Annotated in this window: 21 protein-coding genes and 1 tRNA gene; 11 read left to right on the forward strand and 11 right to left on the reverse strand. The window is 59.0% G+C overall.

Translation table 11 applies throughout. The annotated features are described in order from the left end of the window. The first annotated feature begins 84 nt into the window (after nucleotides 1-84). Nucleotides 85-600, forward strand: a complete 516-nt coding sequence (locus BN1936_RS07765; RefSeq protein WP_022443996.1) for a PIN domain-containing protein — start codon at nucleotides 85-87, stop codon at nucleotides 598-600. 4 nt (nucleotides 601-604) lie between these two features. Here the strand turns inward: BN1936_RS07765 and BN1936_RS07770 are convergent, their stop codons facing one another. From BN1936_RS07770 to BN1936_RS07795, 6 genes are all read right to left on the reverse strand, one after another. Then, nucleotides 605-1,921, reverse strand: a complete 1,317-nt coding sequence (locus tag BN1936_RS07770; RefSeq protein WP_049687093.1) for a DNA recombination protein RmuC — start codon at nucleotides 1,919-1,921, stop codon at nucleotides 605-607. A gap of 128 nt (nucleotides 1,922-2,049) precedes the next feature. Further along, nucleotides 2,050-2,772: an amino acid ABC transporter ATP-binding protein gene (locus tag BN1936_RS07775; protein ID WP_086936891.1), complete on the reverse strand. Its 723-nt coding sequence runs from the start codon at nucleotides 2,770-2,772 to the stop codon at nucleotides 2,050-2,052. A 32-nt stretch (nucleotides 2,773-2,804) separates the two neighbouring features. Beyond that, a complete protein-coding gene (locus BN1936_RS07780) occupies nucleotides 2,805-3,548 on the reverse strand; it encodes an amino acid ABC transporter permease (RefSeq protein ID WP_049687094.1) in 744 nt (247 codons plus the stop codon). 118 nt (nucleotides 3,549-3,666) lie between these two features. After that, the gene (locus BN1936_RS07785) at nucleotides 3,667-4,440 is read right to left on the reverse strand and encodes a basic amino acid ABC transporter substrate-binding protein (protein ID WP_049687095.1); all 774 of its coding nucleotides are present in this window, start codon (nucleotides 4,438-4,440) and stop codon (nucleotides 3,667-3,669) included. A gap of 255 nt (nucleotides 4,441-4,695) precedes the next feature. Then, on the reverse strand, nucleotides 4,696-4,941 hold the full coding sequence (locus BN1936_RS07790) for a hypothetical protein (protein ID WP_049687096.1): 246 nt from the start codon (nucleotides 4,939-4,941) through the stop codon (nucleotides 4,696-4,698). 1,084 nt (nucleotides 4,942-6,025) lie between these two features. After that, nucleotides 6,026-6,102: transfer RNA gene (locus BN1936_RS07795), tRNA-Arg, on the reverse strand. A gap of 325 nt (nucleotides 6,103-6,427) precedes the next feature. On the opposite strand from BN1936_RS07795, the gene BN1936_RS07800 reads away from it, so the two are divergent. The 7 genes from BN1936_RS07800 to gltS all read left to right on the forward strand — a co-directional run bounded on the left by BN1936_RS07800 (nucleotide 6,428) and on the right by gltS (nucleotide 16,559). Then, complete coding sequence (locus BN1936_RS07800) at nucleotides 6,428-7,855, forward strand: lyase family protein (protein WP_049687097.1); 1,428 nt, start codon at nucleotides 6,428-6,430, stop codon at nucleotides 7,853-7,855. Nucleotides 7,856-7,908: 53 nt separating this feature from the next. Next, entirely contained in the window at nucleotides 7,909-9,279 is a 1,371-nt protein-coding gene (gene dcuC, locus BN1936_RS07805; RefSeq protein WP_049687098.1) for a C4-dicarboxylate transporter DcuC, read from the forward strand. A gap of 125 nt (nucleotides 9,280-9,404) precedes the next feature. Beyond that, the gene (locus BN1936_RS07810; RefSeq protein ID WP_049687099.1) at nucleotides 9,405-10,226 is read left to right on the forward strand and encodes an SGNH/GDSL hydrolase family protein; all 822 of its coding nucleotides are present in this window, start codon (nucleotides 9,405-9,407) and stop codon (nucleotides 10,224-10,226) included. Nucleotides 10,227-10,326: 100 nt separating this feature from the next. Continuing rightward, on the forward strand, nucleotides 10,327-11,169 hold the full coding sequence (locus BN1936_RS07815) for a MetQ/NlpA family ABC transporter substrate-binding protein (RefSeq protein WP_049687100.1): 843 nt from the start codon (nucleotides 10,327-10,329) through the stop codon (nucleotides 11,167-11,169). Nucleotides 11,170-11,315: 146 nt separating this feature from the next. Further along, a complete protein-coding gene (locus BN1936_RS07820) occupies nucleotides 11,316-13,130 on the forward strand; it encodes a SulP family inorganic anion transporter (protein WP_049687101.1) in 1,815 nt (604 codons plus the stop codon). Between the two features lie 126 nt (nucleotides 13,131-13,256). Beyond that, the gene (locus tag BN1936_RS07825; protein WP_049687447.1) at nucleotides 13,257-15,134 is read left to right on the forward strand and encodes a peptidase U32 family protein; all 1,878 of its coding nucleotides are present in this window, start codon (nucleotides 13,257-13,259) and stop codon (nucleotides 15,132-15,134) included. 177 nt (nucleotides 15,135-15,311) lie between these two features. Then, nucleotides 15,312-16,559 carry a sodium/glutamate symporter gene (gltS, locus tag BN1936_RS07830; protein ID WP_049687102.1) on the forward strand — a complete coding sequence of 416 codons (1,248 nt, stop codon included), beginning with the start codon at nucleotides 15,312-15,314 and terminating at the stop codon, nucleotides 16,557-16,559. Nucleotides 16,560-16,669: 110 nt separating this feature from the next. On the opposite strand, the gene BN1936_RS07835 is transcribed toward gltS, so the two are convergent. The 5 genes from BN1936_RS07835 to BN1936_RS07855 all read right to left on the reverse strand — a co-directional run bounded on the left by BN1936_RS07835 (nucleotide 16,670) and on the right by BN1936_RS07855 (nucleotide 21,154). Then, the gene (locus BN1936_RS07835; protein ID WP_049687103.1) at nucleotides 16,670-17,524 is read right to left on the reverse strand and encodes a PfkB family carbohydrate kinase; all 855 of its coding nucleotides are present in this window, start codon (nucleotides 17,522-17,524) and stop codon (nucleotides 16,670-16,672) included. Further along, nucleotides 17,524-17,829, reverse strand: coding sequence for a hypothetical protein (locus BN1936_RS07840; protein WP_022444484.1), 306 nt, complete (start codon nucleotides 17,827-17,829; stop codon nucleotides 17,524-17,526). Before BN1936_RS07840 ends, BN1936_RS07835 begins: the two co-directional genes overlap by 1 nt. A gap of 267 nt (nucleotides 17,830-18,096) precedes the next feature. Next, nucleotides 18,097-18,990, reverse strand: coding sequence for a universal stress protein (locus BN1936_RS07845; RefSeq protein WP_049687104.1), 894 nt, complete (start codon nucleotides 18,988-18,990; stop codon nucleotides 18,097-18,099). 188 nt (nucleotides 18,991-19,178) lie between these two features. Beyond that, nucleotides 19,179-20,456, reverse strand: a complete 1,278-nt coding sequence (locus tag BN1936_RS07850) for a Y-family DNA polymerase (RefSeq protein ID WP_049687105.1) — start codon at nucleotides 20,454-20,456, stop codon at nucleotides 19,179-19,181. A gap of 44 nt (nucleotides 20,457-20,500) precedes the next feature. Continuing rightward, nucleotides 20,501-21,154: a LexA family protein gene (locus BN1936_RS07855; protein WP_022444481.1), complete on the reverse strand. Its 654-nt coding sequence runs from the start codon at nucleotides 21,152-21,154 to the stop codon at nucleotides 20,501-20,503. A gap of 60 nt (nucleotides 21,155-21,214) precedes the next feature. Between BN1936_RS07855 and BN1936_RS11475 the strand changes: the two genes are divergently transcribed. The 3 genes from BN1936_RS11475 (at nucleotide 21,215) to BN1936_RS07865 (ending at nucleotide 24,292) form a co-directional block, all read left to right on the forward strand. Next, nucleotides 21,215-21,442 carry a hypothetical protein gene (locus BN1936_RS11475; protein WP_148521217.1) on the forward strand — a complete coding sequence of 76 codons (228 nt, stop codon included), beginning with the start codon at nucleotides 21,215-21,217 and terminating at the stop codon, nucleotides 21,440-21,442. A gap of 337 nt (nucleotides 21,443-21,779) precedes the next feature. Continuing rightward, nucleotides 21,780-22,979: a hypothetical protein gene (locus BN1936_RS07860; protein ID WP_049687106.1), complete on the forward strand. Its 1,200-nt coding sequence runs from the start codon at nucleotides 21,780-21,782 to the stop codon at nucleotides 22,977-22,979. A 134-nt stretch (nucleotides 22,980-23,113) separates the two neighbouring features. Further along, nucleotides 23,114-24,292: a M20 metallopeptidase family protein gene (locus BN1936_RS07865; RefSeq protein ID WP_022444477.1), complete on the forward strand. Its 1,179-nt coding sequence runs from the start codon at nucleotides 23,114-23,116 to the stop codon at nucleotides 24,290-24,292. Nucleotides 24,293-24,381 lie beyond the last annotated feature (89 nt).

The raw sequence follows: 24,381 nt of genomic DNA on the forward strand, positions 1-24,381 counted from the left end.
GTGCCTCGCGGCTTCCCCCTTCCATACCGGCCGGGCGTCGCCCGGCCGATTCTTTTTGGTTAGTGACAGAAAAACCGAACCCCGATGCCTATTGCTTCTGAAATCCAGTCTCTTCTTGATCAGCTCCGGACCGCCCCCGCGGCCGATACCCCGCCGGACAGCGGTGCCCTCACCGTGATTGTCGACACGAACGTGCTCCTCGACTTCTGGGCGTTTCATGATCCGAAAACCGAGGCGCTGCTTCAGCTGATTGAGGATGGGGCCTGCACGATGCTGCGGGATGAGGCAACGGAGAAGGAATTCGCGGAAGTGATTCACCGGCCGGGATTCAAACTGTCCGCGGAAGATCAGACCGCGATTCTCACGCACTGGTTTCAGATCGCGCGCCGCCCGGCATCCCCAGCGAGAGACGCGCTTGCCCGGTGCCGCGATCCTCTTGATCAGAAATTTTTTGACCTCGCCTCAGGCTCCGGCTGCCCGCTGATCGTGAGCAAGGATAAGCTCGTGATGAAGGCCGGCCGCCGCTCCAAAAAAGAAGGCACCGCGGTGATGCTGCCGGAAGACGCCGCACGCTGGATTGAGGCGCAGCGGAGATGCTGAGATCTCAGGCTTTCGGGGATTCCGCTTCTGACACCTGAGTAACTTCGGCATTCGATTCCGGCTTATCGCCAAACGCGTCTTCACTCGGAAGCGTCTCAATATCGGAGAGACTCCGGTCCACGCGCTCCGTCCGTTTCTGAACCCGCTCCACCGCTTCCTGCGCCTGGCGGAGCCGTTTATCCACCGCGTCCATGGCTGCCGCGAACGCCTGGAACTCACTCTTCACGCGCCCAAGCAGCTTCCACACATCCGCGCTCCGCTCCTGGATCGCGAGCGTCCGGAATCCCATCCGGAGGGAATTAAGGAGAGATGAGATCACCGTGGGGCCGGCAGGGGTCACGCGCCACTTCTGCTGCAGCTCATCAAAGAGCCCCGGAATCCGGAGCACCTCGGCGTAAAGGCTCTCAGTCGGCAGATACATGATCCCGAATTCCGTCGTGTACGGTACCTTGAGGTACTTTTCCGCGATGTCCTTCGCGAAAGCGAGAACGCTCGTGCGAAGCGATGCCTGCGCGGACGATTCGGCGTCCCGGTCACCCGCCTCGCGCGCCGCTTCAAGCCGCTCCCAGTCTTCGCGCGGGAACTTCGAGTCAATCGGAAGCCACACTGGCGTAGAAGCATCCGGGCCCGGCATCCGGACCGCGAATTCGACCCGCTTCCCGGTTCCGGGAACGGTTTCCACATTGGTGCCGAACTGATCCGGCGTGAGGATCTCGGATAGGATCGCGCCGAGCTGCGCTTCGCCCCAGGTGCCGCGGGTCTTCACGTTCGACATCAGGCGGCGGAGGCTGTCCACGTTTTCCGAAAGCCCCTTCACTTCGCCGAGCCCCTCCTCAAGCGCCTGAAGCTGGGTCGCCACAAGGCGGAAATTTTCCGAGAGCCGCGTCTGAAGCGTTGTCTGAAGCTTCTCCTCGACTGTTGAACGCATCTGCTCAAGCTTCGCGTCGTTCTGCGCCTGAAGCGCGGTGAGTTTCTGGAACACCGTTTCGTTTACCGCGTTGATCCCGGCAGCGAGCGACGACTCCATCGAGGTGAGGCGGGCTGCCTGGCTCTCCGACCCCTTCCGGATCAGATCAAGCGACTCCCGTCTCACCGCTTCCATCCCCTCGCGGTTCAGGCTGTTCGCCTGGGTAAGCCGCATCTCAAGCCGGTTCTGACGCGCTTCCGCCACGTCTGAATTCCGGTCGAGCGCGTCCCGGATCGCGGCTTCAAGCGCCGCGGTATCCGTCTCCTCACGCTTTTCCCCGAACGCGATCTTCAGTAGAAGCACCGCGCAGAGCGCTCCGAGCGCGACTGACAGCATGAGAAGAAAAGAATCCATGAGGAAGAGCTCCTTGAAACGAGAGAAAAACAAAACCGTTCCGTGATTGTAGAAAACCGGAGAGGAAAAAGAAAAAACCGGCAGAGGAAAATCCCCTGCCGGCCGAGGTTCTGAGCGAGTGAATCGCGTCAGAGCACGTGCTTCAGGAAGGCGCGGGTACGCTCTTCACGCGGATTCACGACCACTTCGTCCGGCGTTCCCTCTTCGACGATCACGCCGCCATCCATAAAGATCACGTGGTCCGCGACCTCACGGGCAAAGCCGATCTCATGGGTCACGACCACCATCGTCATGCCTTCACGCGCGAGCTGCGTCATCACGGCGAGCACTTCGCCGACGAGCTCCGGGTCGAGGGCCGAAGTCGGTTCATCAAAGAGAATCGCCTTCGGATCCATCGCGAGAGCCCGGGCAATGCCGACACGCTGCTGCTGGCCGCCCGAAAGCCGCACCGGGTATTCATCGGCGCGGTCCTTAAGCCCCACGCGGTCCAGCATGGCGAGCGCCTTTTCACGGGCTTCGGCCTTCGATTTGTGACCGACAACCACCTGACCGATCATCACATTCTCGATCACCGTGAGATGAGGCCAGAGGTTGAAGCGCTGGAACACCATGCCGAGATGCTCGCGCAGGTGATTGAGATTCGTGCGGCGGCTCGTCACTTCGATGCCATCCACTAGGATGCTCCCCGAGTCCGCTTCCTCGAGCGCGTTGATACAGCGAAGAAGGGTCGATTTCCCGGAGCCTGACGGCCCGAGAATCACCACCTTTTCACCGCGCTTCACATCGAGGTCGATCCCGCGCAGCACCTCAAGCTTTCCATAACTTTTCTTCAGCCCTCGGATCTGAATCATGACGTCGGAAGACATGTTTTTCTCTTCAGCCATTATTTGTCGTCTCCCTTACCCATATGTTTTTCGAGCGCGTGGATGCCGCAGGCGAGCGCGAGCGTCATCACCCAGTAAATCGCGGAAATCGTGAGATACGGTTCCCAGTAACGGGCGGAGGCGCCAGCCACTGTGCGGGCGGCGTACGCGAGTTCCGTGAGACCGATCGCGGAGACGAGTGACGAGTCCTTCAGGATCGCGATCGCGTTGTTCCCGAGAGCCGGAAGCATGCGGCGGAAGGCCTGAGGAAGAATGATGTGACGCATGCACTGCCAGTACGTCATGCCGACCGAACGCGCGGCCTCAGCCTGCCCTTTATCGAGCGACTGGATGCCGGCACGGAACACCTCACTCATATAAGCGCCGGCGTTCAGCGAAATCGCGAGGAAACCGGCGATCAGCGCGCCGTAGTTGCTTCGGAGGTCGCGCGCGAGCTCGCCGCTCACGAGGAGCCCGTCCACCGGGTGCACAAACACCGGGAGGACCGCAAAGTACATCAGGAAAATCTGAACGAAGAGCGGTGTGCCGCGGAAGAAGCTCACCCAGATCGTCACGGGCCACCGAACACCGAAGTAGAGCAGTGCCTTGAGAGGCTGATGGCGGGCCTGCGCCATGCGGGCCATGCCGAGAATCATGCCAAGAAACACGCCGCAGATAACGCACGCGAGCGTGAGCTTGACCGTCATCTCCGCGCCTTCAATAAAGAGCGGCCAATAGTCGGAAAGGACGTCGAAACGGAACATTTGAAGTCAGTCAGTGCGGGAACCGGAGGGCATCAGTCAGACGCTCAGGTTTCCGGATAATGAAAAGCCCCGGCTCCGGCGGAAGTGCCGCGGGAACCGGGGCGGAAAGCCCGGCGGATTACTTGATCGGGAGCTTCGGGACCGGCGTGTTGCCGAACCACTTGTGATAGACCTTCGCGTAGGTGCCCTTCTTATAGACCTTGCGGAGACCATCGTTGATCTGGGCGAGCAGTTTCGTGTTGCCCTTGCGGACAGCGATACCGAAGTACTGTTCCTCGAAATTCGGGTCGCGCGTCATGTTGAAGTGCTTGCCGGGGTTCTGCTGCGCATAGTACGCGAAGACACCGACGTCACCGATCGCGGCGTCGACGCCGCCCGCGTTCAGCTCTTCAAGCGCGAGAGGGGTGTTGTCGAAACGCTTGATGTTGGGGCTCGCCTTGCCGAAAGCCTTCGAGCAGACGATGTCGCCCGCGGAGTTCGCGACAACAGCGACTTTCTTCCCCTTCAGGTCATTGATCGACTTCACGCGGAGGTTACGCTGCGTGAGGATCAGCTGATGCGCGGCGAAGTACGGGAGCGAGAAATCCACCGTCTGCTGGCGCTGCGGGGTGATCGTGATGCCGCTCATGATGATGTCGCGGTCGCCGTTCTTCACGGATTCGAAGATCACGCCCCAGAGCGTGTTCTGGAACTTCACCTGGAAGCCCGCGGCCTTCGCGATTTCCTTCATGAGGTCGATATCAAAGCCAACGATCTCTTTGGAAGGAGCCTGGAATTCAAACGGACGGTAGGTCGCGCCGGTGCCGACGGAGTAAACCGGGGCAGCGATGGCCGGAGCAGCAGTGAACACCGCGGCGGCAGCGGCCGCAGCGAGCAGGGAACGCCTCTTCATGAGCGAATCTCCTTTTTCTGGATAAGGGACCCACAGGCAGCGCGGCCGGAATACGGGTGAGCGGCAGCGCGGCCTCAAGCGGGAACTTAAAAATCGAGAGGTAATCTTAGTACGGAACCCGGCCGAACGTCGAGAATTTTTTAGTAAATTCAAGCGCCAGTCGGCGCAGAGTCCAGATATGACAATGCCCTGGTCCGACGAATCAGATCAGGGCATTACTGCTAACTGTCAGCTGCCACCTGGGCAGCGGAACAATTACTTGGCAGCGGCGGAAGAAGCCGGAGCGGAAGCAGCAGCGTCAGCCGGAGCGGAAGCAGCGGCAGAAGCCGGAGCGGAAGCAGCGACGGAAGCGTCAGCAGCGGCGGAAGAAGCGGGCATAGAAGCAGCGGCGGACGGAGCAGCGTCAGCAGCGGAAGAGGCCGGAGCAGAAGCCTGCTTGGAGCAAGCAACAGCCATCATGGCGATAGAAGCGGCGGCAACAATCTTCAGAGCGGTATTCATTTTTGAGACAATCCTCTAAAACAAACGTCCATCTAGGATGGAATCTATAAACTATAAACTGTTCCCCCCAGAAGTGGAGTGCGTAAATGTCGCTGCATTTCTGGTGAACGGAGCCATTCTATCTACTTTCGCGTGTGAGTGCCAACGGAATTAGGATAAACGCCAACCGGATATAACCCGGTAATGTAAACCCTAATACCGCCGGCCCGACGCCGAGACAGCGGGACTCCTGGGAAACTTGATTAAAAAAGCCCCGGAAAATCCGAAACTTGCCTTTTCATCCTGGGCACTGCCCAGGAATCAAAACACAGGGGAGATTGTATTCCGCCCCCACCCCCTTGGCTATCACGCAAATTAGGATGGTTTTGCACCGTAAGCACATACCCTGATAGGCCGCTTTTTTCCTATTTTATCGGTGTCTCCTTTTTCCTCCGGCCGTTTTTCCCTGTAGCGGGAATAAGAACTTGGCCCCCGGAATTGTCCACAAAACCGGGCTCAATGCCCCGGTTTCGGCGTCTGCAGAAGCGGTATCCTCCGCTCCCTAATCTTTCTCATAACCCCCGGCGGCCGCTCCGGGTTTCTAGAACCAAGGTCTCAAGGGGAAGCGGGGGACCGCCCCTCTCCCATCTCGTCAATACGGGATCCCGGGAGTCTCCGGAACGAGCCTGAAAGTGCGGTTGGAGGAATCGGAAAACCAGGGTTTCTTTTCCTCTCTCTATATATATTAGAGGGGGTCGGTTTTTCCCTCCTGGAAACCCCACCCGGATCCGGCTTCCAGCCCCGAAAAAAGAGGCCCTTCCCGATACAGGAAGAGCCTCGTCAAGAATTCATTCCACTGCGGTACCGGCATTGCTAAGCAAGCCAGTGATGGATGAACTAAAACACCCGTCAGTATAGCTTCGCTCCCACGCCTTCGCAGAAAACATTACGTAATTTTACTTTCCGGGTAATGTCCCCTTTCGGGGCCTGATTGAACGCGGAGTGTAGAAGACCAGGATTTCCGTCCGACACAGGACCCGCTGTCACAGCCCAGATATAAAGAAAAATCCCAGAACACAGGGTGTTCTGGGATTTCGGAATTTTGTGGTGCGCCCGGTAGGATTCGAACCCGCGACCCCCTGGTTCGTAGCCAGGTGCTCTATCCAACTGAGCTACGGGCGCAACTCAGGATGTGAATCTTATATGCGGAAATTACGTTTGTCAAATTTTTTCTTCACTTTTTTCTTCCGGATTTGCCCCGGAATTCCAAACAGGAAGAAAAACAGAGAGTTCCAGGCATCTCTAGCTTTACGGCCTCCCGCCACTCACGCCCATCCACCCGGCCTCTTCCCCCTGAAGCACGGCTGCCCGGTGTAACGCCCCCGGCAGAATCCGATAATTTTGCGTTTTACGCATTCAGAGTTTGCGGAATCCGCTTTTACTTCTACGTCTTCCGGACTACATAATGTAGCCATCAGTTCAGGATAAAAACCTTGGGAGCAGAAGCATGGCACGGATGGATGAATTTGACTGGCTCACGGAAATCAACCGCGCGAGCATTGTGACGAATCTCCGGTCGGGACTTATCAATCGGAGCACCGCCGTGATGGCGGCAGACGCCCTGAGGGGCGTTGTGTCCGATGTGAAAAGCGGAAAGTCCCCCCGCGCGAAACGCGTGATTCTCTATGAACCCCTTCTCATCGCGAAGGCCGGACCCGAAGTCACCGTGATTCATGCCGGCCGTTCCTCTCAGGACATGCATTCAACATTCCGGCTCGCGATGCTGCGGAGCGCGACGCTTGACCTCATGGAGTCGCTTGACGGGACGCTTGATGACCTCGCGCTCTTCGCCCGGAAAAACGAATCAACGCTTCTCCCCGCTTACACAAACGGGGTCGCGGCGCAGCCCACCACGCTCGCCCATCTCGTTTCCGGCTACATCGCGGGCTTTGCCCGGGACCGCGAGCGGCTGAGCGAATTCTATATCCGCATGAATGAGTGCCCGATGGGCTGCACCGTGCTGAACGGCACCGGGTGGCCGCTCGACCGGAACGGGATGTCAGACTTCCTCGGGTTTGACCGTCCGAGACGGAACGCTTTTGACGCGACCCAGATTTCGCAGGTGGATCTCCCGGTGGAACTCGCCGGCATCGTGGCCGCGATCGGCCTTCATATCGGGGAAATGATCGGCGGGATCATGACGCAGTACGCGCAGCCCCGCCCCTGGCTCCTCCTAAGCGAAGGGGGCGATAACACCTATGTATCTTCCGCCATGCCTCAGAAGCGGAACCCGGGGCTCCTCAACAACACCCGCGCGGAAGCCTCTGACGCCGTTGCAGCGGCCGAAGGCGTGTTCCTCCGGGCGCATAACGTGGTCTCCGGCATGATGGACGGAAAGAGCGCCGGAAAGAACACCGGGATGGCGGACACCGCGTCCTCCGCCCTCACGAAGCTCCGGCGCGTGATCGCGGGAATTGTCGTGAACCGTGACCGGGCGCTTGAGGAACTGAATCTCGACTGGACCGCAAGCCAGGAAATCGCGGATCAGCTCATGCTGAAGCACGGTCTTCCCTTCCGTATCGGCCACCACATGGCAAGCGCCATGGTGAGCTGGGCCCGCGCGAATAACGTCCGTCCGAGTGACTTCCCGTATGACGAAATGAAGGCGCTCTACCGGAAAGAGATCGAATCCGAATTCCCGGACGCGTCGCCTGACCTACCGATGACGGAAGCCGAATTCCACTCCTGCCTCGACCCGAAGTCGATTCTTGAGAAGCGTCAGACCGCAGGAAGCGCGAATCCGAAGGAAACCTCCGCGATGCTCTCCGAACAGGAAGCCCGTATCGCCTGGTACCGGGAGAACACCGCGATGGCCCGCGGCCGGATCGCGTCCGCGCATCAGGCGCTTGCGGACGCCTTTGACGCGATCCGCTGAAGCTTCAGACCCGCGCCGTTCACTTTTACTGATTCCTCAAAGGAGGATTGATCATGAGCATATTTCTGCCCATACTAGGGGTTGGCGTGACTATTCTGGCCGGCTGGGCCATGATCCGCCGCTACCAGACGCATATCGTGCTGCTTTTCTCAGGCCTTGTTCTGGTCGCTGCCGCCGCGTTTCTCGCCGGCGTCGATATCCTGCCAAAAGGCGTGAAGTCCTCCGGTTTCGCGGGGTTTGATATCTTCAATCTCCTCGTCTCGATCGGTAAGAAGCAGGCCTCCGGGATCGGCTTCCTCATCATGGCGGCCGGCGGTTTCGCGGCTTATATGGAGCGGATCGGTGCGGCGAACGCCCTTGTCCGCATCACGGTTTCGCCGCTTCGGAAGCTGAACAGCCCGTACCTCGTTCTCGTGCTCGGGTACCTCATCGGTCAGATGCTCGTCATGGTGATCCCGAGTGCCGCCGGTCTCGCGATGCTGCTCCTTGTCGCGCTGTACCCGATTCTGAAGGGCGTCGGGGTGTCCCCTGCCGCCGCTGTTGCCGTGATCGGCACGTCGGCCGGCATGACGCTCGGCCCCTCCTCAGGCACCGCGAACCTCGCGGCTAAAGTCGCCGGGCTCGACCCGATCATCTACTTCGTGCAGTATCAGCTTCCCGTCGCGATCCCGACACTCATCGCGGTTGCTGTCTGCCACTACTTCGTGCAGCGCTATTACGACCGAAAGGGGGACGATGTCTACCAGGACGCCGATCAGGTCCAGGCAAAAGAGGTGCCGTCGGTGCCGGTCTGGTACGCGGTCTTCCCGCTTCTGCCGATTGCCCTGATGATCATCTTCTCGAAACTCGTCATTTCGACCGTGAAGCTCGACACGATCGCCGCACTCTTCCTTGTCTGGGTGCTCGTGATCCTCGTTGAGCTTATCCGGCTCCGCAGCCCGAAAAAGATCTTCAAGGACGCCATGGCGATGTTCCAGTCGATGGGGAAGATGTTCGGCGGTATTGTCGCCCTGATTATCTGCGCGGAATTCTTCGCGAACGGCCTCAAGGTATCGGGCGTCATCACGGCGCTCATCGATTCCGCCCAGGGGATCGGTGCCGGGATGCTCGAGATGGCGGTGATCCTTGCCCTGATCGTGGGTCTCGTCACCTTCCTCACCGGGTCCGGTGTCGGCGCTTACTCGAGCTTTGCTGCCCTCGCTCCTGATGTGGCGCATGGCCTTGGCGGCACGGTGGCCTCGCTTGTGACCCCGATGCAGTTCGCGTCCGGCATGTTCCGCGCGATGTCCCCGGTGGCCGGTGTCATCATTGCTGTTGCCGGTGCCGCGGGTGTCACCCCGATCGCGGTCGTCCGCCGCACCTGGCTCCCGATGGCGGTCGGCATGATCGTGACCTTCGCCGCGAACGCGATCTTTATCGGCTGACCAATACACTCTCTTTCCCCGCCCCGGATGAATCCCGTCTGGGGCGAAACTATGGATTTAGCACCGCATGCCTTTCTCTGAATCGTTTTCCACTGAAAAGAAACACGCTTTCAGAAGGAGCTGAAATGAAATCTCTGATTACGCTTACCGCGGTTCTTGCCGCGATGCTCTCGGTGTCCGCTGCCGCGGACGCTTTGCCGCTTGATACCTCCGTAAAGCCTGCGGTGACGCGGCTCGCGAACCCGGCTCCGAAAACCGGTCTCTATGTCGGCAACTCCTTCACGTACTACAACTGCGGGCTCGTCGGCTACGTGCGGGGGTTCGCGAAGGCCGCGGGCATCCCGTGGCGCGCCCGGCAGATCACGATCAGCTCAGGCCGCCTCTCCTATCACCCGATGGCGCAGTATCTCGCGCCGCATGAACTCGACCCTTATGCGAAGGGAAGGGTGAAGGACGGAAAACTCACTGCCCCGATGTTTGACGTGGTCTTCATTCAGGCGCTCAGCACGGAGCCGATTGACGCGAAAAGCATTCCGACCTGGAAAAAGTATCTGAAATCTGAAATCGCCGAAGTGAAAGCCGCGGGGTCTGAACCCGTGGTGGTCGTTACCTGGGCGAAAAAGGATCAGCCGGAAGACACGAAGAAGCTCGCGGACTCGATTATTTCAGCCGCAAATGAAAATGGGGCCGCGGCGCTTCCCGTGGGACTCGCCTTCGCGGAAGCCCATGCCGGTCGTCCGGATATCAACTTCTATGCGCCCGACAAAAAGCATCCGTCAGCCGCGGGCTCCTATCTCTATGGCGCCGTGGCTTACAGCTTCCTCTTCCACCGGTCACCTGAAGGTCTGAAGTTCCTCGGTGGGTGCGATAAACCGCTCTCCGAAGCGGACGCCGCGTACCTGCAGTCAGTCGCCTGGAAGACCGTCAGAGCTTTCTACGGCTGGTAGTCATCCGGAATACATTTCCGTTCTACAATAATTCAACAAAGAGGAGCGGCTTCCCTTAACGCCTCTCCTCTTTGCTATATCCACTAAAGGAGAAACATAGATGCAGAGACGCTTATTGCTCAGTTCCGCTGCCGCAGCCGCTCTCGCCGCCGCGCTGACCGCCTGCGGAAAGAAGGAACCCGCGGCTTCCGCTGCCGCCGCTTCGAGCGCCGCTTCCGGTGAACTTCGCCCGATCACGATCGGCGTTACGGCCGGCACGAGTGAGGAAGTCGCTGAAGTGGTGACGAAGGAAGCCGAAAAAGCCGGACTCAAAGTCACAGTGAAGGTGTTCGGCGACTACCAGACGCCGGACGCTGCGCTCGCGAGCGGTGAAATCGACGTGAACAGCTACCAGCATGAGCCCTTCCTTCAGGCCTACAACGCGAATAACAAGACTGACCTCGTTGTGGCCGGAAAGACCTATCTCGCCCCGCTCGCCCTCTACTCGAAGAAGATCAAGAGCGCCTCCGAGATCAAGGACGGCGCGACGATCGCTATTCCGAACGATCCGTCGAACGGCGGCCGCGCGCTTCAGCTCCTCGCGAAGCAGGGCTGGATTGAACTGAAGCCCGATGTCCCCGCCACCAAGGTGACGAAGGCTGATATCACGAAGTACGTGAAGAAGATCAAGATCGTCGAAATCGAGGCCCCGCAGCTGCCCCGTTCGCTTGACGACACAACCGCTTCCGTGATCAATGCGGGCTACGCCTTTGCCGCGAACCTCACGAAGAAGGATCAGATCGTCGCGGAAGACAATACGTCTCCGTACGTGAACATCATCGCCGTGAAGAAGGGCCGCGAAACCGATCCGTCGATCGTGAAGTACATCGAAATCTTCCACACGGAACCCGTGAAGAAGTTCATCGAGGATAAGTACAAGGGTCAGGTCATTCCGGCGTGGTAACTGACCGCCGCTAGAACCTCCCGGAATCATTCCGGCATAGCGTCCGAAGGGGATCCTTCGGGCGCTTTTTTGTCCGGACAGCGGCTTTGGCTATATAGTAAAAGGCATTACGTATACGAAAAAAGACTGATAAGAGATAAAACACAATGATTGAGAACCGCCCTGACTCCTCAGATCCAGATCCCAAGACCGGGATTATCGGGCGGATTCTGTCGTCATTTGAGTCGCTTTCCGCGATCGGCGCGGTTCCCGGCCCCCGGGCTGTAACCGCGCTTGCCCGTCTCCACCGCGCGGACTTTATTGCCGGGCTCTCCGTGATCGGGCTTCTGCTCCCAGAGGCGGTCGCCTATGCCGTCATCGCCGGAATGCCGCCCGCCTCCGGTCTTATCGCGCTTTTCTGCGGTCTCGCCTGTTATCTGCTCATCGGCCGCAGCCGCTTCGCGATTGTGTCCGCCACGAGCTCCTCCGCTCTCGTGCTCGCGGTCGGTGTCGCGACACTCTCCGCGGTCCAGGCGGACGCGGATCCCGAGACCCTTGCCGCCGTGCTTGTCATGATGACAGGTTTCTGGTTCCTGCTCGCGAGGCTCCTTGGCTTCGGGCGCGCCTCTAACTTTGTCGCGAAACCGGTGCTCCGGGGCGTCACGATGGGACTCTCGCTCACCATCACGCTGATGCAGCTCCCGAAGCTCTTCACGCTGACACCCGACACCATGTCACCTTTCGGGCGGCTGTTCCACACGGTTCAGGCGCTTCCGACGCTCAGCCCCGCGCCGCTTCTCTTCGGCGCGGCGGCGCTTCTCGTCCTCCTCTTCTGGCGCTGGCCGAAGCAGCCCGCGAGCCTCTGGGTAATCGCGGTTTCGGTTGCCGCGACCTACGTGATCCCATTCCCCGAGTACGGCATTCCGCTTGTCGGGAATATCGACCTGCACCGGAACGCCCTGTCGCTTGAAAGTCTCGCGAACGCTGACTGGATCGGCGCTATTCAGATGAGCGCGGCGCTCTGCCTCATGGTGTACGCCGAGTCTTACTCAAGTATCCACGGGGCAGCGGCACGGCACGGTGACTCTCCTGACACGAACCGGGACCTGATCGCGCTCGGCACCGCGAACGTCGTCTCAGGTTTCTTCGGCGGGCTCGCCGTGGGCGCGGGCTACTCCGCGACAAGCCTGAACGAGGAGTCCGGCGCGAAAAGCCGGCTCTCTGCCGCTACCGCTCTCGCGGTCTGCGTTCTGGCGATCATTTTCCTTCTCCCGCTGGTTGAGCGGATCCCGGAACCGATCCTCGCCGCCATTGTGATCAACGCGGTGTCGCACGGTCTTTCCCCGAAACCCCTGCTCCCCTACTTCCGCTGGAAGCGCGACCGGCTGCTCGTCATCTCGTCCTTCCTCGCGGTGGCGATCCTCGGCGTGCTGAATGGTCTGCTGGTTTCTGTTGTCCTCTCCGTGGTGTTCATTCTCTTCAACGCTGCGGAGCCGCATGTCTCTGAACTCCGCCATCTCCCGGGGTCCCACAGCTACGTGAACCGCCTGATCTTCTCCACCGCGACCCCGGTGCCCGGGATTCTGATCCTGCGGCTTGATCAGCCGATGTTCTTCGCTAACGCCGAACCGATGATGAAAAAGGCGAAAGCGATATATGAGATGCGGCGCCAGACGGAAAAGATCTCCATTCTGATTCTGAGTCTCGAGGAATGCGCGGACCTTGACGGCACCGGTATCGAAGCGCTTCAGATGTTCGCGCGGGACCTCGCGCGCTCGAACTGCCGGCTCTTCATCTGCCGGCTCCACCGCCGGGCCCGTGAAGCGCTTTCTCACGCCGTGATTCCGGAGCTTCCGCTCACCTCGCTCTCGTTCCTCTCGGTCGACCGCGCGGTGAAAGCCGCGGTTGAGCAGAAAAAGACGGAACTTGAACTCCTCACGCGCTACCGGAAAGCCGCATCCTTCCGCCCCGAGGACGATTAGATCCGCACAGGCTTTTTCTGAGCGCTTAAAATGGCGCAGCCTCTTTTCTTCGCCTGAAACGGACTCTCTCCGCTTCAGGTAACGGGCGCCGCAGCACCCTCTTATCTCACTGATTTTCAAAGCGACATGCCACATAATCCTCAAGCACTGGAACTCCTTTCGCCCGCAAAGAACGCGGACATCGGTATCGAGGCTTTCCGCCACGGCGCGGACGCCGTCTATATCGGCGGGCCGTCCTTCGGCGCGCGGTCCGCTGCCGGGAACAGTCTTGAGGATATTTCTCGTCTCTGCGAAACGGCGCACCGCTTCCGCGGACGCGTCATGATGACACTCAACACCATTCTTCGGGACGAAGAGATCGAACCCGCGGCGAAGCTCGCCTGGGACGCCTGGAACGCGGGTGTTGACGCACTGATCGTCCAGGATATGGGGCTTCTCAAAGCAGATCTCCCGCCGATCCAGCTGCACGCCTCGACGCAGTGCGATATCCGGACGCCTGAAAAAGCGAAGTTTCTTGAAGAAACCGGATTCTCTCAGATCGTGCCGGCGCGTGAACTGACGCTAGAAGAAATCCGCGCGATCGCGGATGTCCTCACTTCGGCCCGGATTGAGTTCTTTGTGCACGGGGCGCTCTGCGTGAGTTACAGCGGCCAGTGCTACGCGAGCGAAGCTGTGAAGTGCCGGAGCGCGAACCGCGGCGCCTGCGCCCAGATCTGCCGCCTGCCCTTTGACGCCGCGCTTGAGGACGGCACGGTTCTCGCGCGCCACCAGTACCTGCTCTCTCTTAAAGACAACAATCAGAGCGGGAACCTCGCGGAACTTGTCGCGGCCGGTGTCCGGAGTTTCAAGATTGAGGGGCGGCTGAAGGATATGGACTACGTGAAGAACATCACGGCGTTCTATCGGAAGAAACTGGATGCATTCCTCAATACCCACCCCGAATACGCGAAGGAAAGCGTGGGGGATGTCCGTTTCTCTTTCACGCCGGACCCTGCGAAGACCTTTAACCGCGGCGCGACGGAATATTTTGTCCACGGCCGGATTCCCCATATCGCGACTATCACGACGCCGAAAAACGCCGGCGAACCGATCGGCACGGTGAAAAAAATCAATGCCCGCTCGATCGTGATCCGCGCGAACGAACCGCTTCATAACGGCGACGGTCTTACGTTTTACGATCAGAAGGGGGAACTCTCAGGGCTTCTCGCGAACCGTGTCGAGCCGCTCGAAGGACGGACAACGGAAATCTTTACGCGTGAGTCTCCCGCCAAACTCGCGAACCTCCGTCCGGGAACGCAGATCCTCCGGAACCACGATCAGGCCTGGACCCGGGAGCTTGAAGGGGACACCTCGATCCGCAAGATCCCGGTGAAGGTTGAGGCTTCCGTTGACCCGAAGGGTATTTCGCTTTCGATCGAGGACGCTGAAGGATGCCGCGCGGCGATCCGCGAAGCGATGACGCTCGATCCCGCGAAAAACGGCGTGAAATCGCTTGAGCAACAGAAAAACGCGCTTTCAAAGCTCGGCGACACCGACTATCGGGCCGATACGATTGAGCTTCACGAGGACACGCCGCTTTTCATCCCGGTTTCGGTCCTGAATAACCTCCGCCGGTCACTCGTCGACAAGTTTGAGGAAACGAGGCGCGGCGCCTTTACGCGCTGGGAACGGGCGCCCGTGAAGGTCGTTCCCTTCCCCGTGAAGACGCTCGACTACCGCGCGAACGTCTATAACAGCCGCGCGAAGGCGTTCTACGAAGAGCGCGGCGCGACGGTCACTCAGATGGCGTTTGAAACCGGTGAAGTCCGGGGAGAGGCGGAACTCATGCACTGCCGCCACTGCATCCGCTATACGCTCGGTATCTGCCCGAAAGATGCGATCAAGCGCGGCGAAAAGATCCGCCCGACCCCGATCATCCTCACCTCCGGCCCGATGAAATTCATCGCCCGCTTCCACTGCGGCCCGTGCGAAATGACACTCCACGGTGAACGGACCCGCGGGTGACATTCCGGTCTCCGGCGAAAGAGCCGGCAGCGCTTCCCCCATCCCGCCGCCGGTTTCATTTAGGACTTCAGCCGTAAAGACTACCTCTTAGAGCATTTACCGTAAATGCGGTATTAACAAAATCAATTTGTAGCAGATAATGGCTTTTACCTGTTATTTAATTAAAAGAAGATTCAAATGGATTATGCGTTCAAAGGCGGAGTGCTCTTCGTCAACGTAAGCGCCATTCAGGCGCTCGCGCTCGCGGTGCTCACGTACTATTTCGGCGTCTGGGTAAAGAAGCACGTCAGCATCCTCGAGAAGTACTCGATCCCGAGCCCGGTGGTCGGCGGCATTCTGTTCTCCATCGTGCTGTCGATTCTCGACGGCATGAACATCATGAAGGTGCATTTTGATTCGTCGCTGCAGACGCTTCTGATGCTTGCCTTCTATACGACGATCGGCCTTATGGCGAGCCTGAAGCTGATCAAGAAGGGCGGCACGCTCCTCATCTCCTTCTTCATCGCGGTTTCTGTCCTCGTGGTGCTGCAGAACCTCGTCGGCATGTCGATTGCCCAGGCGATGGGGCTCGATAAGCATTACGGCATTCTCGCCGGTTCCGTCTCCATGATGGGCGGTCTCGGCACGGCCGCGGCCTTCGGTCCGTTCTTTGAACACACCTACGGCGTCACGGGCGGCACGGCGGTCGGCATCACGGCTGCCACGTTCGGCATGGTCGCGGCGCTTGTCCTTGGCGGCCCGTTCGGCGAATGGGTGATTCACCGCTACAAGATCCAGACCCCCAAGCAGCCGCATGAGCCCGAGGAAAAGCTGATGCTGCCTTCTGACACCGAAGTGTCCATCACGTCCGAGCAGCGCGCGAACACCCCCACGTTCACGGACGAACTGATGAAGGCCGGCTCCATCGTCGCGCTCTGCATGGCGCTCGGCACTGTGGTTTCGAGCTACCTCGGTCAGTACATCACGCTCCCGGCCTATATCGGCTCCATGATCGTGGCCGCTATCGTCCGCAACATCGGTGACTTCACCCACTCCTTCTCTGTTGAAGGCAAGGGTCTCAACGCTGTCGCTGACATCAGCCTGATCCTCTTCGTCACGATGGCGATCAATTCGCTGAAGCTCTACGAACTCGTGAATCTCGCGATTCCGATGATCGTGATTCTCGCGGCCCAGACCCTGCTGATGCTCTGCTTTGCCTGGCTCGTCTTCATCAAGCTCTTCGGCAAGGAGTACGACAACGTGATGCTCGCTGTGGGCGGCATCGGTTTCGGCATGGGCGCTACGGTGAACGGCCTCGCGAACATGCAGGCGATCGGCGAAAAGTATGGTTCCTCGGCCCGAGCCTGGCTCATCGTGTCGATTGTCGGCGCCTTCCTGATTGACCTTGTGAACGCGCTCGTGATCACCTACATGGGTACGCTCTGAGTTTGATGTCTTCCGGGCGGCTGCGGCCTCCCGGAAACCACGCTCCAAAAAACGCTCTGGATCGGATGGATCCAGAGCGTTTTCATTTGCCCGAAAGACAGGGCGCGGCTTTACGCCTTCGGCGCCGTCTGATCGATGATATCGAGTGACGCTTCAATCTGCAGACCGTCAAACTTATTCGCGACATCCTTATTCGCGAGAATCATTTCGTACACCGCGTCCATCGCGGACTGCGTGGATTCGCGGATCGGGTATCCAGCCATGGTGCGCCCGATAAAGACTGAGGAAAAGATATCGCCGGTCCCGGAGAAGCTGAGCGGAATGAGCTTATAGGGAAGGACAAAATGGTGATCCGCCTTCGCGTCGTACCCGCAGACCACGGAGCCCTCTCCTTTCACCTGCATGCTCGTCACCACGACAGACCTCGCGCCCTGATCGCGGAGCTTCGCGATCAGCGCCTTCGCGTCATCCATCGAAATCGGGTCCTTCGAATAGGGAATGCCGGCGAGGTAGCAGGCTTCCGTGTAATTCGGGAGCAGGAAGTCAGAGACCGGGATCAGTTCCCGCAGGAAGCCGACTGTCTCCTCAGGGAGCCCCTGATAGAGCGAGCCTTCATCCCCCATGATCGGGTCTGTGAAAACCAGCGCCCCCGCAGTGCGCTGCGCCTGGCAGAAGTCGCGGACCAGAGACGCCTGTTCGCCGGATGTCATGAAGCCTGTCGACACCGCGTCAAAGTGGAACCCGAGGTGCTGCCAGATGCGGAGCGTATCCCGCATGTAATCCGTCGTATCGAGGAAAGCGTATTCACCGTACGCGAAGTTATTCGACACCAGCGCGGTCGGAAGGTTATAGAGGTCGTAGCCCAGGTGCGTGAGCACCGGAAGCATGGCAGAAAGCGCCACTTTGCTGTAGCCCGCCACGTCCGTGATCAGAAGCACCTGCTTCCCTTTTCCGTTTTTCTGCATCAGTTCTTTCCTCTTTTTTCACTCTGCTCCGCGGCCGCTTTTCCGGCCGCCTTCGGACTTTTATCGCGACGGCTGTGCTTAGCCTCCCGCTGCGCGGCAGATTCTCTTTCCGTCGTTCGGATCAGTTTTTCGCGTTCGAGTTTCGCCTTTTCATCCATCATGCACTTGCCGTAGGCGAACATCAGCGCCAGCACGCCGACACCCCCGATGGTGAGAGGGCTGTCTGACAGGTGAGCGGCAATCCAGGCGGCAGCGAGTCCTACAAAAACACTGACGGCCGCCGGAGCGAATCGGATTTTCGGCATCTCGGTAAACCTTTACGCATAAACAGCTGATCGGTCCATTCTATAGGGAGAGCGAAGAGCCTGTGCCGGACCGCGCGTAAGCGGATAAATCGTGACGCTCTTCCCCCTCCCTCCCAATCAACCGGATATTAGCGGCAGATCTGTCAAAAACTCTTCAAAATTCAATCACTCAGAAAACGGCTCCCCGGAAAACTGAAAGGCCCGGCATCTCTGCCGGGCCATCCCCCATCCGGAAGCCGCCTCAGATGAGGCAGCACCAGAAATTCATCAGCGGATGATCAGAATCGGGCACTCCGCTTCAGCCGCGACGCGGGTCGCGACAGAGCCGAGCACCGCGCTCTTGAAGTTCGTGAAGCCGTGAGACCCCATCACCACAAGGTCAAGCTTTTCCTTATTCGCGTAACGCGCGATCGCGTCACCCGGATTCCCGACGAGCCGCACGGCCCGGGGCTGGATCCCGATATCCTGCAGCGCCGGAATCGCGCTGGCCGTGGCGTATTCAAACTCCTGCTGCTTGTACTTCTCCGCATCTTCCATCGAGACCGTCGGCGCGTCACAGTCGTTCGCCGCGGTCATCAGATCCGCGTAGAAGTCTTCCACGGCGCTCAGCACCTCAAAATCGGCCTTATTGCCGAAGAGCTCACGGTTCTTGCCGATCCACTCTATCGCCTTCAGACCATATTCGGAGCCATCAACCGCGATGCCGACGCGAAGCGCGTCCTGCGCGGGAGCGGGTTTCTCACGGACCAGCAGCACCGGGGTATCGCATCCCGCGAGCACGGCGTTCGTCACGGAGCCCATAAAGAGCTTCTTCACGTTGGTCTTACCCTGGGCACCCATCACGACGAGGTCAGGCTTATAGGCGCCGATCTCTTTCACGATTTCTTCGGAAGGCGCGCCGACCACGCATTTTTCTTCAACCTTGATGCCCTTGATGCCAAGCGGTGAGCGGACCATCACGAAAGCCTTTTCAGCTCCGGCCTTGATCCAGCTGTCATACACATCGGTGTTCCAGATCTCCGTCACCACACGGCCGCGGGGAGCCGCCACATAGAACGCCTCAACCGCAGGCTTCTTCCCGATCATCGACGTACGTGACGCAATAAATTCAGCCGCATAGCGGCTGTAGGAGCTGCCGTCAACAGGGAGCAGTATTCTCATATCCATCTCCTTCCGTTCAGTTGGCCGGCGTGCTCATTCTGACTACAGGCACTACCGTCCTGATAATTGTCTTTTTTGCAACCTTTCCTTCACTCTCAAGTATACGCTTGTAAAAATAAGTTGTTAATAATTAGGGACAAATGCTAGTTTTTATCCTATAAGAGGTAGATCTGCCTCCGCAGGCTTTGTCAGGCGATGCTGAGAAGGTCTTCCCAGCGCGTCGTGTAGCAGGGCGAGAGCAGGCCGCGGCACATTTTCCAGCGGTCTGAGGCGATCGAGCTCCCGGTCACGATTACTTTCTTCCCGAACCGTCCCGTCAGGTCATCAAGCGTCCGCATAAGCCGCCGGCTCCGGTCGTCCTCTTCTTCCGTAAAGAGATCCAGCTGCGGCGAGATCCCGGGCTCCAGCCCCGTCAGCATGACACCCGCCTTCTTGAAGGCGAAGCCATCCCGCCACTTCGCGCGGACCACCCGGACCGCGGCATCGGTGATTTTCAGCGTATCCGCGGTTGCCCGCGGGAACGCCGCCACGCCGGCCGCAAAGTACTGGGGCACGTTCGGGTTGAAAATATTTGTCTGAAAAAAGACTTCAACCAGTGAAGCGGCCATTTTCTGGGAGCGCATCTTCCGGGCGGCCTCCGCGGCGTGCGTCGCGACACTTGCTTCCACCGCCGCGCGGTCCGCGACCGGTTCCGCAAACGACCGCGACCGCATGATCTGCTGCTTCGGGGGCGGCGCGGCTTCAAGCGCGAGGCACGGATGCCCGAGGAGCTCCTCATGCGTTCTCGCGAGCGTCACGCCGAACTGCTTCCGAACAAGCGAATTCGGGAGCCGTGTGAAGTCATACGCGGTTCTGCCCCCCATCCCTTCAAGCCTCGATCCGATCCGGCGTCCGATTCCCCAGATTTCCTCTACCGGGACGAGCTTCATCGCGCGCTCCTGCCGCTCTGGGGTCAGGCTCTCCCAGTCGAGCACTCCGCCAAGCCCCTTATAGGTTTTCGCGAGATGATTCGCGAGTTTCGTGAGCGTCTTCGTGCGGGCGGAACTGACGCAGGTCGGAATCCCGACTCCCCGCAGCACCCGGCTCCGGATCGCGGTGAGAAGCTCCGGGATCTCCTTCTCCACCCCGGTGAGATCAATAAAACACTCATCAATCGAATACGGCTCAATCGCCGGCACGAGCCGCGACACCGTTTTCATCATGCGGGCGGAAAGGTCGCCGTAGAGTTCATAGTTGGATGAAAACGCGACCACTTTCCCCGATCGGATCAGATCCCCGATCTTGAAGGCCGGCGTGCCGTTTTTGATACCAAGCGCCTTCGCTTCGGCGCTTCGCGTGACCACGCAGCCGTCATTATTCGAGAGCACCACGATCGGTGTCTTCAGCAGATCCGGCCGGAATACCCGCTCGCAGCTCGCGTAGAACGAGTTCGCGTCGACCAGCGCAAAACGAGGCTCCTGCAGCATCTTCCGCCCCCTTCCCCATGCCTCTTTTTCCCGGAGCCTGGCTTTCAGCGGCGCGAGGCCGCGGAGAAGCTCTGGATCACATTCGTCACGACGCCGATGAAGGACCACTCATCGCACTCGCCCGGAATGATCGTCCGGTAGAGACCGCTGCTGTTCTCGGGATGCAGCTCCATTTTCCCGTCCCGCTTCACGAGACGCTTCACGGTGAAATCCGTGTTGATCCGGGCAATTACAATGTCGCCGTCCCGGGGCTCAAGAAGGCGGGAAACCACAAGCAGGCACCCAGGCGTGATGCCGGCATCCACCATCGAGTCGCCGGTCACATGAACGACAAACGTGTTTTCGGGGTTCGGGGCGAGAAGGTCATTGAAGTCGAGCGGCTCATGCGCGTAGTCATCCGCAGGGGACGGGAAACCGGCCTGGACGCTTGAAACCTCATACTCAATCTCGGCGTGGGAGAGCTCCGTCTTCATCACCATGGCGCCTGGCGGAAGCTCCGCCGCGCTTTCGACATCAAGCACGTGGCGCATCCACATGTTGCCGCCCGCTCTCCTGAAGGTTTCTTTCTGAAGCGGTGTCACTGAGACCTGAAGGTGCTCGGTAAGCCCCTTCCCCTGCCCTTTCTTCCGGCCGGTGCCGGGTCTTCTGCCGCCCCACCCGGAGCGCGGCTTCGCGCCGTCTGCTTTCTTTTCCGCCATTTTCGAGATCCTCTTTCTGACAGCCTTCCCCGGGAGTTTTTCGATTCCCGGACAGCCATCATGATTAATTCAGTATTTTTTTCAAGATTACTTTACCTCACTTCCTCTCCGGCGGAAAGCGGAAACGGAGGAAATGAAAAGGACTGGCAGTGGGAAAGGCGGGAGGAAACCGAGGCGCGCATCCGGACAGATGGCAAAAAAACAGCCTGGGCAGGAAGGAGAGGAATCTGCCCAGGCAATAATGCAACAACCATTGGAGTTACGCTCCTATATTACGGATTTCCTTAAGAAAAAACGATAGACCGCTAGACCCAGCAAGGATCCTCCACCGGTAGTAGATCGTCTTAGGTCTCAGGTCCTAGAGGGAAAGGATTGGAGAACACGGCGGAACACCGCCACTCCCCAGAGTTTATATTTTCAGGATTTCATATAAAAACAATTTTTTATTATTTTTCATCTGTTTAATATATTTGATACCAAATATACGCTATCCGAAAGTATCTAGGAAAATGTCTCAGTTGTTTCACAAATAATATTTTTGAACCTAAGATGAATAAAGTCTATACATTCAGGATGTGACCGGTTTCATAGCCTGCCTGAATCAATTTTTACCAGGACAATAAAAATGTATAACTTTCTCCTTGCCTTTACGGTGTGCGGCGCTGCCGTGATCATCGGCGAGCTGGTGTCTTCCTGGACAAAAGCCTGGGTGCCCTCCGTCTTCGTGACGGCCTGCCTTTTCCTGCTCGGCTACTGGACGGTCCTCCCCCACGACCTCATCAAAGACTCCTACCTCATCCCGTTCGGCGGCACAATCTGCGTGATGGTGATGATTGTTCACCTCGGAACGATTATTTCCATGAAGCGGCTGCTGGAGCAGTGGAAGACCGTGGTGACGTGTCTTCTCGGGCTCCTCGGCATGTGCGTTGCCGCTTTCTTTATCTGCCCGCTCTTTATGGACCGGACGCTTGTGATCGCCGGTCTTCCCCCGCTCACGGGCGGCATCGTGGCAGCCACAATGATGCAGAAAGCCGCTATGGAGGCCGGCCTCACGGTCGCCGCGCTTTTCGCGATTTCGATGTACTGCATTCAGGGTTTCGCGGGTTACCCGCTCACCGCTTTTGCGCTGAAGAAGGAAAGCCGCCGGCTTCTTGAAGGCTACCGGAACGGCACCCTGAAGGCGTCAGAAGCGGACCGCGAAGCGATGCAGAACGCGATTGAGCTCGCGGCGGGCGGCGACAACGTGAAGCGCCTTCCGCTTCAGGTGCCGGAGAAGTACAACAGCTCGATCGTGATTCTCACGAAGCTCGGGCTCGTCGCCTGGGTCGCCTCGGTGATCGGCAAGTACACCGGCGTGTCTGGCGCCATCTGGGGCCTGATCCTCGGTGTCATCTTCTGCACGCTCGGGTTCCTTGACCGCGATTCGCTCCACAAGGCGAACTCCTTCAACATCATGATGCTCGGCCTCATCTGCTTCGTCTTTGACGGCCTGAAGGACATGACCCCGGAACTGCTTTTCGGCATGATCGGCCCGATGATCGGCTTTATTCTCGTCGGTGTTGCCGGCATGACGCTCTTCGCCTTCATCGCGTCGAAGATCCTGCACCGCAGCTTCTTCCTCTGCTTCGCGAACTGCCTTACCGCGCTTTACGGTTTCCCGTTTGATCAGATCATCACGGATAACACCTGCAAGACCGTCGCGAAGAACCGCGAGGAATACGATTTCCTGATGGGAAAGCTCTTCCCCTCGATGATCGTCGGCGGTTTCGTCACCGTGACCATCACCTCGGTCTTCATCGCCGGCATCTTCGTAAAGATGTTCTGATGAAGACGGCTGTTCTCTCTTGATTTCGCTTTGCCCGAGGCCCTCCCGTCTGACCGCGGAGGGCCTCAGCACATTTATTTTCTCAGGCTCCGGCACCGCGCCGGGCCTCTGTGTCAGTCAGAAAGGAATTGAAAATGGATCTGAAAGCTTTGGCAGAAAAATTCAACCCGTACCAAATCGAGATGCGCCGCTATTTCCACGCGCATCCTGAGGCAAGCACGAAAGAAGTGGAGACCGCGAAGAAGATCCGCGAAGAACTGACCCGAGCCGGGATCGAATGGCGCCCCTGCGGAAAGAACCTGACGACCGGCACGCTGGCCACGATTCACGGCGGAAAGCCCGGCAAGACTTTCCTGCTCCGCGGCGATATCGACGGCCTCTCCGTGAAGGAAAAGACCGGTCTCCCCTTCGCGAGTGAGAACGAAGGCTTCATGCATGCCTGCGGTCACGACTGCCATATCTCGATGCTCCTCACCTCGGTGATGATCGCGAACAGCATCAAGGATGAAATCCCCGGCACGATCAAGTTCATCTTCCAGCCGGCTGAGGAAGTGGCGCTCGGCGCCCTCGATATGATGGCGGACGGTGTTCTGGACGGCGTCGACGGGATGTTCGGCATGCATGTGTGGTCCGAACTCCCCGCGGGGACCGTGTCGCTTGAAGCGGGCGGCCGCATGGCGGCAACCGATCAGTTTGAAATCACGATCACGGGAAAGTCGGGCCACGCGGCGCTCCCTCATAAGTGCGTTGACGCCACGCCCTGCATGGCAGCCACCATCATGGATCTGCAGACCGTCGTGAGCCGCCAGGTGAACCCGGTGAGCCCGCTCGTTCTCACGGTCGGCAAGGTCACGTCCGGCACCCGCTGGAACGTGATCTCGGGATCCGCGAAGATCGAAGGCACGGTGCGGTCGCTTGACTCCGAGTCCCGCGATATGGCGGAAGAGTCCGTCAAGCGGATTGCCGCGAACACCGCCGCTTCCTACCGCTGCACGGCCGAGGTGAAGTATGACCGCCTCTGCGACAACGTCTATAACGATCCGGAAATCACCGCGTTCGGGCGCGAGGCCGCGAAGACGATCCTCGGGCCTGACTCGCTTCCCAACACGCCTCCCACGATGGGGGGCGAAGACTTCGGCTTCTACTGCAGCAAGGTAAAGGCCGCGTTCGCGCTCTTCGGTGTCGGAAACGCCGCCTGCAACGCCTGCTATCCGCAGCATTCGGACCACTACACGGTGGACGAGTCAACACTCGTGAAGGGTGCCCTGCTCTCCGTTCAGACGGCACTTAACTTCCTGAACGCCAATAAGTAACGCGGTCTGCCTGACCGCAGCTCACTCAGGAACAGCGTCTGAGTGACACGGAACCTCCTCCGGGGCCCCCGCCCTGCGAGGAGGTTTTT

This window comes from Dakarella massiliensis, from assembly GCF_001182045.1.
GTDB lineage: Bacteria > Pseudomonadota > Gammaproteobacteria > Burkholderiales > Burkholderiaceae_F > Mesosutterella > Mesosutterella massiliensis.

What these genes read in the sequence shown, in the direction of transcription:
- BN1936_RS07765 (WP_022443996.1), top strand. Translation starts at nt 85, where the DNA reads ATGCCTATTGCTTCTGAAATCCAGTCTCTTCTTGATCAGCTCCGGACC.
- BN1936_RS07770 (WP_049687093.1), bottom strand. Translation starts at nt 1,921, where the DNA reads ATGGATTCTTTTCTTCTCATGCTGTCAGTCGCGCTCGGAGCGCTCTGC.
- BN1936_RS07775 (WP_086936891.1), bottom strand. Translation starts at nt 2,772, where the DNA reads ATGATTCAGATCCGAGGGCTGAAGAAAAGTTATGGAAAGCTTGAGGTG.
- BN1936_RS07780 (WP_049687094.1), bottom strand. Translation starts at nt 3,548, where the DNA reads ATGTTCCGTTTCGACGTCCTTTCCGACTATTGGCCGCTCTTTATTGAA.
- BN1936_RS07785 (WP_049687095.1), bottom strand. Translation starts at nt 4,440, where the DNA reads ATGAAGAGGCGTTCCCTGCTCGCTGCGGCCGCTGCCGCCGCGGTGTTC.
- BN1936_RS07790 (WP_049687096.1), bottom strand. Translation starts at nt 4,941, where the DNA reads ATGAATACCGCTCTGAAGATTGTTGCCGCCGCTTCTATCGCCATGATG.
- BN1936_RS07800 (WP_049687097.1), top strand. Translation starts at nt 6,428, where the DNA reads ATGGCACGGATGGATGAATTTGACTGGCTCACGGAAATCAACCGCGCG.
- dcuC (WP_049687098.1), top strand. Translation starts at nt 7,909, where the DNA reads ATGAGCATATTTCTGCCCATACTAGGGGTTGGCGTGACTATTCTGGCC.
- BN1936_RS07810 (WP_049687099.1), top strand. Translation starts at nt 9,405, where the DNA reads ATGAAATCTCTGATTACGCTTACCGCGGTTCTTGCCGCGATGCTCTCG.
- BN1936_RS07815 (WP_049687100.1), top strand. Translation starts at nt 10,327, where the DNA reads ATGCAGAGACGCTTATTGCTCAGTTCCGCTGCCGCAGCCGCTCTCGCC.
- BN1936_RS07820 (WP_049687101.1), top strand. Translation starts at nt 11,316, where the DNA reads ATGATTGAGAACCGCCCTGACTCCTCAGATCCAGATCCCAAGACCGGG.
- BN1936_RS07825 (WP_049687447.1), top strand. Translation starts at nt 13,257, where the DNA reads ATGCCACATAATCCTCAAGCACTGGAACTCCTTTCGCCCGCAAAGAAC.
- gltS (WP_049687102.1), top strand. Translation starts at nt 15,312, where the DNA reads ATGGATTATGCGTTCAAAGGCGGAGTGCTCTTCGTCAACGTAAGCGCC.
- BN1936_RS07835 (WP_049687103.1), bottom strand. Translation starts at nt 17,524, where the DNA reads ATGCAGAAAAACGGAAAAGGGAAGCAGGTGCTTCTGATCACGGACGTG.
- BN1936_RS07840 (WP_022444484.1), bottom strand. Translation starts at nt 17,829, where the DNA reads ATGCCGAAAATCCGATTCGCTCCGGCGGCCGTCAGTGTTTTTGTAGGA.
- BN1936_RS07845 (WP_049687104.1), bottom strand. Translation starts at nt 18,990, where the DNA reads ATGAGAATACTGCTCCCTGTTGACGGCAGCTCCTACAGCCGCTATGCG.
- BN1936_RS07850 (WP_049687105.1), bottom strand. Translation starts at nt 20,456, where the DNA reads ATGCTGCAGGAGCCTCGTTTTGCGCTGGTCGACGCGAACTCGTTCTAC.
- BN1936_RS07855 (WP_022444481.1), bottom strand. Translation starts at nt 21,154, where the DNA reads ATGGCGGAAAAGAAAGCAGACGGCGCGAAGCCGCGCTCCGGGTGGGGC.
- BN1936_RS11475 (WP_148521217.1), top strand. Translation starts at nt 21,215, where the DNA reads ATGATTAATTCAGTATTTTTTTCAAGATTACTTTACCTCACTTCCTCT.
- BN1936_RS07860 (WP_049687106.1), top strand. Translation starts at nt 21,780, where the DNA reads ATGTATAACTTTCTCCTTGCCTTTACGGTGTGCGGCGCTGCCGTGATC.
- BN1936_RS07865 (WP_022444477.1), top strand. Translation starts at nt 23,114, where the DNA reads ATGGATCTGAAAGCTTTGGCAGAAAAATTCAACCCGTACCAAATCGAG.